Genomic DNA, 11,105 nt, shown 5'->3' with positions numbered 1-11,105 from the left:
GACTGGGTAAAACCAAATGACCGGGTCAAAACGCAACGACGCCTCGGCGCGGCCCCTATCGATCTGCCATCGAATCGGGAAGCGCAGAGACGTCGTTGTCGAATATGTGTCGGCGATCGCCTTTGATCGCCTCACTCAGTACAGTTCAAGAACCCGGCCAGAACGCCAAAATGCAGCTAATTTCATTTGAAGAACATGAGGTTGGGCTGCATAAATACGACCGGATGGAGCTCGGCTCCCGCCGGTCGTGCACATCACTGGTGCGTTGCGGCATCGAAATGCACAGGGCTGTAGCAAGCCGCCAGCAGCGCCGGGTCGAAGCGTCCCCCCGCTTCTTCCAGTTGCCTGACGATGGGTTCGGCGAAATGCAGGGCGGCCTGCGGCGTGGGGCGCAGCACGTCCGGGCCGCAGAGCTGCTGGTGGATAGGCGCTTCGTCGTGGGCAAGAGTCTCCAGGTGGCGAACCGAGCGGTCGAGATAGGGCGGCAGGGCCAGCCACTCCAGCGCCTGGCGGCGGTGCTCGGGCGAGGCGTAAAGCCACTCGCCGGCATCGCGCAGGGCACGCAGCAGGGCGGCCAGCGTGGCCGGGTAGCGCTGCGCCCAGGAGCGCGTCACGCCGAGTACCTTTTCCGGGTGGTTGGGCCATAGCTGGGCGCCGGTGGTCACCAGCCGGCCCACCTCGCAATGGCGGGCCAGGGTGCCCCAGGGCTCGCCGGCACAGAAGCCGTCGATTTGCCCGTCGCGCAGGGCTTCCACCATGCGCGGCGGCGGCAGGGCGACCAGCTCCACGTCGCGGTCGGGGGCGATGTCGCCCAGGGTGAGCCATTCGCGCAGCTGATAGTGCTGGCAGGAGTAGGGGTAGACCATGGCCAGGCGCGGGCGCTTGCCGCCGCCCTGGCCGCGCAGCCAGGTGCCCAGCGTCAGGGCGCTGCCGGCCGGGTCGCTGGTAAGCGTGGCACCGCTGGCCTGGCACAGGGCGTCGGACAGGGTCACGGTGTTGCCGTTGCGGCTGAGCAATAGCGGGGCCAGCGTTTCGCAGGGCGCGCGCCCCAGCCCCAGGCTCATGGCCAGCGGCATGGGGGCGAGCATCTGGGCGCCGTCGAGCAGGCCGGCGGCGACCTTGTCGCGCAGGGTGGTCCAGGCGTTTTCCCGCGACAGGCTGACATCCAGCCCTTGGGCGGCGAAACAGCCCCGTTCGCGGGCGACGATCAGCAGGGCGGCATCGAGCAGCGGGACGAACCCGAGGGAGATGCGCTCGAGTTCCGGCGAGTCGGCGTGGTGTTGCGGGTGGCTCATGAGCGGGATCCCCGTGGTTCGGAGGCGGGCACGGTCGGGTTCAGGCGGGCGAGAATGTCAATGACGCTGTCGGCGACCTCGGCGATGCGCTGGCCGCGGTCCATGGCCAGCTTGCGCAGCATGCGGTAGGCCTGCTCCTCGTCGCAGCCTTGGTGCTTCATCAGCAGGCCCTTGGCGCGTTCGATGCGCTTGCGCTCGGTCAGCTGGTTGCGTGCCTTGTCCAGCTCCTGGCGCATGCTCTGGAAGGCGTCGAAGCGGGCGATGGCCACCTCGACGATGGCCTCGACCCGCTCGGGTACCAGGCCGTCGACCACGTAGGCACTGACGCCGGACTTGAGCGCGGCCTGCAGCATGTCGGAGTCGTGCTGGTCGGCGAAGAAGACCACCGGGCGCGGGTTCTCGCGGTTGAGCAGCGCCATGCTTTCCAGCGTGTCGCGGTCGGGGCTCTCCATGTCGATGATCACCACGTCGGGCTGGTGGCGTTCGACCATCTGGTTGAGGCTGGCCGGGCTCGCGAGCCGGCAGATGACCCGGTGCCCTTCGGCCATCAATGCCTCTTCGACCATGGCGGCGCGTACCACCTCGTCGTCGACCAGCAGGATGTTCAGGGGTGGTGGCATAGTGACGTCGCTCGTGTCTGGCTAGGGCTCCATCCCTTGCCTAGCAAGATCCATTCCAAATGTGATTTGCCGCACTCCTGGCGCTGCCTGGCGAAGGGCGGCCTCGGGGGCGGTTGCTGCGTCGCAGCGTTCTGGCTGGCATTCAGGCACCAGACTGGTGCAACGCGAGTGTGGACCCTGCCGGTTCATGGTGCGTTGCCGCATGAGGAAGCCGGCCGGGAGGCAACAGCGGAGAGACATCTGCCTGAAACGGTCGCGTTATACGCCGCATGGCACGCTTCCTGCTTGATATGGGGCAAGTAACTTCAATGGGAGCGCAACGTTCAGCGCCCCAAGCGGCAACGACGCCCGCCAACCGCCACCTCTTGAGGACGGCCGTTGGCGGGCGTCGTCGTTTTGCGAACGACGAGACAGGAGATCGACATGCGCGAGGCCCGAACCACTTGCCCCTACTGTGGCGTCGGCTGTGGCGTGGTGGCCTGCGTCGAGGACGAGCGGATCGTCGACGTACAGGGCGACCCGGAGCACCCGGCCAACTTCGGCCGGCTGTGCGTGAAGGGCTCGGCCCTGCACGAGACGCTGGGCAACCACGGCCGCCTGACCCGGCCGCGGGTCGACGGCGTCGAGGTTGACTGGGAGACGGCGCTGGCCACGGTGGCCGAGCGGCTCACGGCGGTGCAGGCCACCCGCGGCTCCCAGGCCCTGGCCGCCTACCTTTCCGGACAGCTGCTGACCGAGGATTACTACGTCGCCAACAAGCTGTTCAAGGGGTTTCTCGGCACGCCGCACCTGGATACCAACTCACGGCTGTGCATGGCCTCGGCCGTGGCCGCCCACAAGCGCGCCTTCGGCGCCGACGCCGTGCCGTGCAGCTACGAGGATCTCGAAGAGGCCGAGCTGGTGGTACTGGTGGGTTCCAACCTGGCCTGGAACCATCCGGTGCTCTACCAGCGGCTGAAGGTGGCCAAGCAGCGCAAACCGCTGCTGCGGGTGGTGGTGATCGACCCACGGGTCACCGACACTTGCGAGATCGCCGACCTTTACCTGGGGCTCAAGCCAGGCAGCGATGCGCGCCTGTTCACCGGGCTGCTGGCGTGGATGGCCAAGCGCAACAAGCTCGACCGGGTCTATCTGGAGCAGCACGTCCAGGGCTTCGACGAGGCACTGGCCGCGGCGCGGGAGCAGGATGCCGGCGTGGAGGCCATCGCCGCCGACTGCGACGTCGATGCCGAGCGCCTGGAAACCTTCTTCTACTGGTTCGCCAGCCACCTGCACGTGGTCACGCTGTTCTCCCAGGGCGTGAACCAGTCGAGTAGCGGCACCGACAAGGGCAACGCCATCATCAACTGCCACCTGGCGGGCGGCAAGATCGGCCTGCCCGGGGCCGGGCCGTTCTCGATCACCGGCCAGCCCAACGCCATGGGCGGGCGCGAGGTGGGCGGGCTGGCCAACCAGCTCGCCGCGCACATGGACTACGACACTCCCGGGGCGCGGGATCGCGTCACGCGCTTCTGGGCCACCGAGCGGCGGGTGCCGTGCCTGCCCGACGGCCCGGGTCACAAGGCGGTGGCGCTGTTCGAGGCGATCGAGCGCGGAGAGGTGCAGGCACTGTGGATCATGGCCACCAACCCGGCCGTGAGCCTGCCGCGGGCCGACCGGGTGCGCGCGGCGCTGGCGAAGTGCCCGCTGGTGATCGTCTCCGAGTGCATGGCCGACGCCGACCTGCTGGCCTATGCCGATATCGTGCTGCCGGCCTCGAGCTGGTCGGAAAAGGACGGCACCGTGACCAACTCCGAGCGTCGCATCTCGCGCCAGCGCGGCATCCTGCCGCCACCGGGGGAGGCGCGCCACGACTGGTGGATCGTCTGCGAGGTGGCCAAGCGGCTGGGCTTCGGCGAGGCCTTCAACTACAGCCACCCGAGCGAGATCTTCGACGAGCACGCCAGGCTTTCGGGCTTCGAGAACGGTGAGAATCCGGGCGAGGGCCGCCGGCTGTTCGACATCTCCGGCCTGGTCGGGCTCGACCGGGCCGCCTACGACGGCCTGGCGCCGATCCAGTGGCCGGTGAATGCTGGCGCCCCCCACGGCACCGCCCGGCTGTTCACCGACGGCCGCTTCGCCACGCCGGACGGCCGTGCGCGGATGCTGCCGGTGCGCCCGCGGTCGCCGGCACAGGCGCTGGACGCCGCGCGGCCGCTGCGGCTCAACACCGGGCGCATTCGCGACCAGTGGCACACCATGACCCGTACCGGGCGTGCGCCGCGCTTGATGAACCACCGTGCCGAGCCGTTCATCGAGATCGCCCCGGAAGATGCCAGCGAGCTGGGCGTGGAAGAGCATGCGCTGACCCGGCTGCACGGTGCGGGCGGCAGCTATATCGGCCGGATGCGGGTGTCGCGCGGGCAGCGCCGCGGCGAGGTGTTCGTGCCGATGCACTGGAGCAGCCATTTCAGTGGGTCGGCACTCATGGGCGAGCTGCTCGAGGCGCACCTGGACCCGATTTCCGGCCAGCCGGAGTCCAAGCATGGCGCAGTGTGGTTGGAGCCGCTGCAACTGGGCTGGGAGGCCACCCTGCTGGTGGCCGACGACCTGGGCGTGGCGGAAACGGCCTGGTGCGACGAGAGCCGCTACTGGGCGCGCATTCCCCTGGGCGACTGCCAGCGTTGGCAACTGGCCGGCGGCGAGCTGAGCGCCTGCGGCGGGGTGGAAGGCGCCCGCGGCGGGGTTGAGAAGGCCGAACGCGACTGGCTGGCCTGGCTGGAGGCCGAGCTGCCGGTACCTCCTACGCTCTGGTGCACCGACCCCGCCAGCGGCCGCCTGCGCGCCGCCGGGGTCGATGAGGCGGGCCGCCTGCGCTGGTGGTTCATGTCGGGGGCGCCCAGGGAGCTGCCCAATCTGACCTGGCTGGCCGCTCGCTTCGCTGAGGCTGCCAACGGGGAAGGGCTGGCGCCGCCGCACCGTCGGCGTCTGCTGGCCGGCTGCGACGACGGTACCGCCAACCAGGGCCCGGTGGTCTGCAGCTGCCATCAGGTGGGCCAACGCGCTATCCTAGGGGCTATACGTGAAGGCGACGACAGCGTCGAGGCGCTGGGCGCCAGGCTGGCCTGTGGCACCCAGTGCGGCAGCTGCATTCCCGAGCTGAAATCGCTTATCGAAGAGGAGAAGGCCCATGCGAGCGCTGAGCCACTTGAAGACAATGCTGTCGCCTGAGCTGCTGCAGGCCGCCTTCTCGCGGCTGCACGGCCTGGGGCATATCGTGCGCTCGCCGTTCGGGCGATCCACCCGCGTTGCCGCACCGACCGTGACCCTGGACGGCGATTGCCATGCCGGCCGGGTCTACCTGGTGGGGGCAGGTAGCGGCGACGTCGAGCTGCTCACGCTCAAGGCCGCCCGGCTGCTGCAGCAGGCCGATGCGGTGGTCTACGACCGCCTGGTGGGCGACGACGTGCTGGCGCTGATTCCCGCCGGCCACGAGCGCTACTACGTGGGCAAGGAGCGCGGCCACCACAGCGTGCCCCAGGCCGAGATCGGCGCGCTGCTGGTGAAGCTGGCGGGGCAAGGGAAGTCGGTGGTGCGGCTCAAGGGCGGCGACCCCGGCGTGTTCGGGCGCATGGGCGAGGAGCTCGCTGCGCTGGCCGAGGCCGGTGTGGCAGCAGAGATCGTGCCGGGGATCACCGCCGCCTCGGCGGCCGCGGCCGGCATGGGCATTCCGCTGACCGACCGCGCCCACGCCCAGCAGCTGCGCTTCATTACCGCCCAGCTGTGCCGCAAGGACGGTGAGCCCGACTGGGCCACCTTGGCGCGCCAGGACGAGACGCTGATCTTCTACATGGGCCTGACCAAGGTCGAGGCCATTTGTGCCGGGCTGCGTCGCCACGGCCTGCCCGACGACTGGCCGATCATGCTGGTGGCCAACGCCAGCCTGCCCGAACAGGCCTCGCTGGTCGGCACCCTGGCCGACATGCCGGGCAAGCTGGCTGCCTCACCGCTACCGTCGCCCTGCCTGATCGTGGTCGGCAGCGTGGTCAGCATGGTCGCGACCAGCCCGGCCGCCGCCCCGTCGGCCCAGACTGAGGCATCTCCCTCCCGCTGAACCGTCCGCGCCTGAGGTGCCCTGGGCCTTATGCTGCACCAAGGCTGGGCGCCCGCTCTCTGACTTGCACCGGCATGGTCGCTTCCGCCACGGATAGCGTGGGCCATGCGGGCATGCCGAAGCCTGGCGAAAGCTGAGCAAGTCGTAGCAAGTGCGCCGCGGCTCCGCCCTGGCGCGCTTTCTGCCGCGCGAGCGATGAATTGGCACGCAACGTGCTAGGTATAGGGCAAGGCTGCAACCGCAGGCTGCCGGCAGGATCAACGACGATCGCCGCTGCCTGGTTTCGCAGGCCTACGACAACGCGACGAATACAGGCAAGGGCGCCTGAAGCTGCACGCCGGCTTCAGGCGCCTTTGCGTTTGTCGCGCCAGTTTCGATACGGAGAAACGCCACGAGCGTCGAGAACGTTATGTCCTATCTGCTTCCTTCGGAATTCGCGACAAAGATGGTGGATGCCGGCGAGTCCAAGCTCCACATGGCCACCCGGGACGTCCTGATTCGCGCCTTCATGGCCGGGGCCATCCTGGCCCTGGCCGCGGTGTTCGCCGTCACCATCACGGTGCAGACCGGTATGCCGATCCTCGGTGCGGCGCTGTTTCCGGTCGGCTTCTGCATGCTCTATCTGATGGGCTTCGATCTGCTGACCGGCGTTTTCGTGCTGACGCCGCTGGCCTGGCTGGATCGGCGCCCCGGCGTCACCATCGAAAGAATCCTGGTCCATTGGGGCAAGGTCTTCTGCGGCAACCTGGCCGGCGCCCTGACGGTGGCGGTGCTGATGGCGGTCGTCTTCACCTACGGCTTCGCCACGCCGCCGGACGAGGTGGGGCAGAAGATCGCCGGCATCGGCCATGCCCGTACCGTGGGCTACAAGGAGTTCGGCGCGGCCGGCATGCTGACCATCCTGATCCGCGGCATCCTGTGCAACTGGATGGTCTCGCTCGGCGTGGTCGGGGCGATGGTCTCGACCACGGTGGGCGGCAAGGTGATCGCCATGTGGATGCCGATCATGGTGTTCTTCTTCATGGGCTTCGAGCACTCCATCGTCAACATGTTCCTGTTCCCGTCTGCGTTGATGATGGGTGGCGACTTCTCGATCACGGACTACCTGATCTGGAACGAGATCCCCGTGGTGGTGGGCAACCTGATCGGCGGGCTGTCGCTCACCGGGCTGACGCTATACGCCACCCACGTGCGCACCGCGCCCCTGCGCGATATCTGACATGTCGGCTTTCGAACCCGGCAGGTCGCTGCGGGTTTCGCTGGGGCAGTGCTCGAAGGCGGGGCGCAAGCCGGTCAACCAGGATTTCCACGGCGCCTACGTACCGCGTGAGCCGCAGCTGTCGAGCAAGGGCGTCGTGGTGGCGCTGGCCGACGGTATCAGCAGCAGCGATGTGAGCCAGGTGGCCAGCGAGTCGGCGGTCAGGAGTTTCATCGAGGACTACTACTGCACTGCCGAGAGCTGGACGGTGAAGACCGCGGCCCAGCGGGTGCTGATGGCGACCAACTCCTGGCTGCACGCCCAGACCCGGCGCAGCGAGTATCGCTGGGACAGGGATCGCGGCTACGTCTGCACCTTCACCGCGTTGGTGCTGAAGTCGCGCACCGCCCACATCTTCCATGTTGGTGATGCGCGCCTCTATCGCCTGGTCGAAGGAAGAGCGGGCGGCGCCCTGGAACCGCTGACCCGTGAGCATCGTGTCTGGGCGACGCCGGACAGGAGCTACCTCAGCCGGGCGATGGGCGTCAGCGAGCAGCTCGAGATCGACTACCTGGCCCTGCCCGTCGAGGCGGGAGAGCGCTTCCTGCTGATGACCGACGGCGTCTATGAGCATCTGAGCGAAGCGCGCATGCACGAAATTCTCGCCGAGCACGAGGCCGACCTGGACGCCGCCGCCCTTGCCCTGGTGCAGGCGGCCTTCGCAGCGGGCAGCGACGACAACCTGACGGTGCAGGTGGTGAGAGTCGAAGAGGTGCCGCTGGGCCAGGCCGAAGAGCTCTATTCGGGCGAGGCGAGGCTGCCGTTCCCTCCGCAGCTCGAACCGCGCATGGTCTTCGATGGCTATCGCATCCTGCGCCAGCTCCACGCCAGCGATCGCAGCCATGCCTACCTGGCCGTGGACCAGGCAACCGCGGACAAGGTGGTCATCAAGACCCTGGCGACCGAACTGCGCGAGAGCCCGAAGCACGTGGAGCGGTTCCTGATGGAGGAGTGGATCGCCCGACGCATCGACAACCCGCACGTGGTAAAGGCGCACCGGTCGGGGCGCCGGCGGCGCTACCTCTACAGCGTGACGGAGTTCATCGAGGGTCGTACGCTGGCCCAGTGGCTGCGCGACGAGCCGCGGCTGGAGCTGGAAACGGTGCGCAGCCTCGTCGAGCAGATCGCCCGCGGCCTGCGCGCCTTCCATCGCCTGGAGATGGTGCATCAGGACCTGCGGCCGCATAACGTCATGGTCGATGCCGCGGGGCACGCGACCCTCATCGACTTCGGTTCGGTACGCGTGGCCGGGGTTGTGGAAGGCAACCCGGGGCAGGGGGAGGAGCTGCTGGGGACGGCTTCCTACACGGCGCCGGAGTGTTTCCTCGGCGAGCCGGCCACGCCACGCTCGGACATGTACTCGCTGGCCGTGATCGCCTATCATGCGCTCACCGGGACGCTACCCTACGGCACCGAGGTGGCCAAGGCGCGCAGCCGAGCGGGGCAGCACCGCCTCGCGTACCGCTCGGCGCTTTCGGCCAACCGCGAGCTGCCCGCCTGGGTCGACGAGGTGCTGAGGAAGGCGCTGCACCCTCAGCCGGAGCGGCGCTTCGAGGCACTCTCCGAGCTGGTCCACGAACTGCGCCAGCCCAGTCCCGTGTTCGTGAAAAAGTCCCGCCCGCCGCTGATCGAGCGCGACCCCGTACTGTTCTGGAAAGGCGTGGCCGCGCTGCTTTCGCTGCTCGTGCTCGTGCTGCTGCTCGAGTGAGGTTGGAGGTTAGGCCCGCGAACTCGTGCCAGGGCGCTGCCGACGGCCGGCGAGGGCGCGCGCGAGCTGCGACTTGCTCATGCTCGAACGACCGCTGATGCGCCGCTCGCTGGCCAGCTGGTAAAGCTCGTCCTTGCTCTTCGCTTCGAGGTTCGTTGCGTCACCGTCCGGCTTGCGCTCGGCGTGCCCGTCGGGCCTCGGCTGCTCGTTCTGCTCGATCGTTTCCTCAGGCTGGGGCTTTCCTGCCTGCTCGATGCACGCCTTCACCGCATCCAATAACTCCTCGCGCTTCATCTTCGATGTGCCGGAGATTTCGTACTTCTTCGCCATGTCGAGCAGCTCGGCCTTGGTGCGCAGGTTGAGCCCGTAGATGTGCTCGTGCTCGCCAACGCTGTAGGGCAGGGCATCCGATTCGTCGGCTTGCTTCAGCTCCTCGATCATCTGCTCCAGATACTCGATCACCTTCTTGCGCTGGGCTTTCTCGCTGACGTTCCAGGCATTGTTGCTGGCACGCTTGTGCGCGACTTTGAATTTCTTGCCTTCCAGGCAGGTCTCGTAGCTGTTGGCGTCGCACTTCTCTACACGCTGATGGGACACGATCAGCCAGTTGTATTCCGTCCCGATGGGGGCGCCGGACTCCTCGGGGGCGCGGGCCGCCCGCCGCTTGGTGGTCTGGTAGGAGATTTCCCACTCGTCGGGGCTGAGCTTGCGCTCGCGCCACTCTCCCTGGTCGTAGTACCACTTGTGCGAGCGGCCGACTTTCATTCCCGAATAGCCTTTGCCTTCGTGCTGCTTGAGGCGGTCATAACGCTTGTCATCGGTAGCCATCGCTGCACCTCCCTGGTTTTCTTGATGCACACACCTAGCATAGGAGTAAACGGGGTTGGCGAAGTTCCTGGCGCGTGAGCCGCGGCCTCGGCATCTGCTAGGCTGATTCTGCAAGGCGCCGGGAATGGCGCGACGCGGCAGTTGCCGCAGCAGGCAAGGAGCGGGCATGGCCGACAAGGAAAGCGGCGTCAAAACGATTTCGCGCTATACCCGACGCGTGATGATTGCTATTGGGCTCGCCGCCCTCGTGGCGGTGCTGCTCTATTTTGCCAATCAGCTCCTCGACGTGATGCTGCTGGTGTTCGCCGGCATCCTAGCGGCCGTGGCGATCGATGGCGTGGTGCGTTTGTGCCAGCGCTATCTGCCGATCGGGCGGCGGTGGGCCCTGGCCATCGCGCTGCTGCTGGTCTGTCTGGCGCTGGGTGGAACGGGCGCGCTGGTCGGCCCGCGGCTGATGGCGCAGCTACCCCAGTTGGTGCAGCAGCTCCCCCAGGCGTTACTCCGCCTCGTGGAGGTGGTGCAGGAGCTGCCCGGCGTCGCGACGGCCCTCGAGGAGGTCGAGGACCCCGCGCGACTGCTCGGCGAGCCGGTGTTCAATCGCTTCACCGCTCTCTTTTCCAGCACGCTGGGGGGCATTGCCAGCTTCCTGCTGATCCTGCTGGTGGGTTTCTATCTGGTGCTCAGCCCGGGCGAGTACGTCGACAACGTGGTGCAACTGTTCCCACCGGCCCGGCGCGTGCGGTTGCGTCAGGTGCTGTACATGCAGGGACGTTCGTTGCGGCTATGGCTGCTCAGCCGCCTGGTATCGATGCTGTTCGTCGGCATCGCCATTGCGCTCGGGCTGATGTTTCTCGACGTGCCGATGGCGGGCGCGCTGGGACTGATCGCCGGCCTGCTCACCTTCATTCCCTACCTGGGGCCGATTCTCGGCGCGATACCGACCGTGCTGATTGCCTTTCTTCAGGCGCCGGAGCTGGCGCTGTACGCCATTGCCCTCTACGTGACGGTGGAAACACTGGAGTCGAATATCGTCATGCCGCTGGCGGCCAAGGGCATGGTGCGCCTGCCGCCGGCCTTTACCGTGGTGGTGCAGCTCGCGGGGGCGGCGGTGGCCGGAGTGGCCGGGGTAATCCTGGCCACGCCGCTCGCAGTGGTGGCGGTGGTAGCCGTACAGATGCTCTATGTGGAAGATGTGCTTGGCGACGATGTCGAGGTGCTGGGGCAGCGATGAGGGTGGTCAGCGAAAGGAGCGTCAGGAACCTCTTTCGTTGTGGTCGCCGTGCGTCTGCCGTCGGCTCCTGGC

At 67.6% G+C, this 11,105-nt stretch carries 8 protein-coding genes; 5 read left to right on the top strand and 3 right to left on the bottom strand.

The features are described from left to right. Window positions 1-254: 254 nt before the first annotated feature. Complete coding sequence (locus HBJ55_RS11995; RefSeq protein ID WP_167114832.1) at window positions 255-1,295, bottom strand: CmpA/NrtA family ABC transporter substrate-binding protein; 1,041 nt, start codon at window positions 1,293-1,295, stop codon at window positions 255-257. After that, window positions 1,292-1,915 carry an ANTAR domain-containing response regulator gene (locus tag HBJ55_RS11990; RefSeq protein WP_167114830.1) on the bottom strand — a complete coding sequence of 208 codons (624 nt, stop codon included), beginning with the start codon at window positions 1,913-1,915 and terminating at the stop codon, window positions 1,292-1,294. Before HBJ55_RS11990 ends, HBJ55_RS11995 begins: the two co-directional genes overlap by 4 nt. 423 nt (window positions 1,916-2,338) lie before the next feature. Here HBJ55_RS11990 and HBJ55_RS11985 point away from each other — a divergent pair, with 423 nt between their 5' ends. The 4 genes from HBJ55_RS11985 to HBJ55_RS11970 all read left to right on the top strand — a co-directional run bounded on the left by HBJ55_RS11985 (window position 2,339) and on the right by HBJ55_RS11970 (window position 8,974). Beyond that, window positions 2,339-5,125, top strand: a complete 2,787-nt coding sequence (locus HBJ55_RS11985) for a nitrate reductase (protein WP_167114828.1) — start codon at window positions 2,339-2,341, stop codon at window positions 5,123-5,125. Further along, the gene (cobA, locus tag HBJ55_RS11980; protein WP_167114826.1) at window positions 5,085-6,008 is read left to right on the top strand and encodes a uroporphyrinogen-III C-methyltransferase; all 924 of its coding nucleotides are present in this window, start codon (window positions 5,085-5,087) and stop codon (window positions 6,006-6,008) included. The genes HBJ55_RS11985 and cobA overlap by 41 nt, the downstream gene beginning before the upstream one ends. Before the next feature lie 409 nt (window positions 6,009-6,417). Then, window positions 6,418-7,227 carry a formate/nitrite transporter family protein gene (locus HBJ55_RS11975; protein WP_167114824.1) on the top strand — a complete coding sequence of 270 codons (810 nt, stop codon included), beginning with the start codon at window positions 6,418-6,420 and terminating at the stop codon, window positions 7,225-7,227. 1 nt (window position 7,228) lies between these two features. Then, window positions 7,229-8,974, top strand: coding sequence for a bifunctional protein-serine/threonine kinase/phosphatase (locus tag HBJ55_RS11970; protein ID WP_167114822.1), 1,746 nt, complete (start codon window positions 7,229-7,231; stop codon window positions 8,972-8,974). Window positions 8,975-8,983: 9 nt separating this feature from the next. On the opposite strand, the gene HBJ55_RS11965 is transcribed toward HBJ55_RS11970, so the two are convergent. After that, a complete protein-coding gene (locus HBJ55_RS11965) occupies window positions 8,984-9,802 on the bottom strand; it encodes a Rho termination factor N-terminal domain-containing protein (protein WP_167114820.1) in 819 nt (272 codons plus the stop codon). Between the two features lie 166 nt (window positions 9,803-9,968). On the opposite strand from HBJ55_RS11965, the gene HBJ55_RS11960 reads away from it, so the two are divergent. Continuing rightward, the gene (locus HBJ55_RS11960; protein WP_167114818.1) at window positions 9,969-11,033 is read left to right on the top strand and encodes an AI-2E family transporter; all 1,065 of its coding nucleotides are present in this window, start codon (window positions 9,969-9,971) and stop codon (window positions 11,031-11,033) included. Window positions 11,034-11,105: the final 72 nt, after the last annotated feature.

It is taken from the genome of Billgrantia bachuensis, assembly GCF_011742165.1.
In the GTDB taxonomy this organism is placed as follows: Bacteria; Pseudomonadota; Gammaproteobacteria; order Pseudomonadales; family Halomonadaceae; genus Halomonas; species Halomonas bachuensis.
The sequence above is the reverse complement of the archived record's forward strand: the minus strand, read 5'-3'. Positions and strand labels throughout refer to the sequence as shown.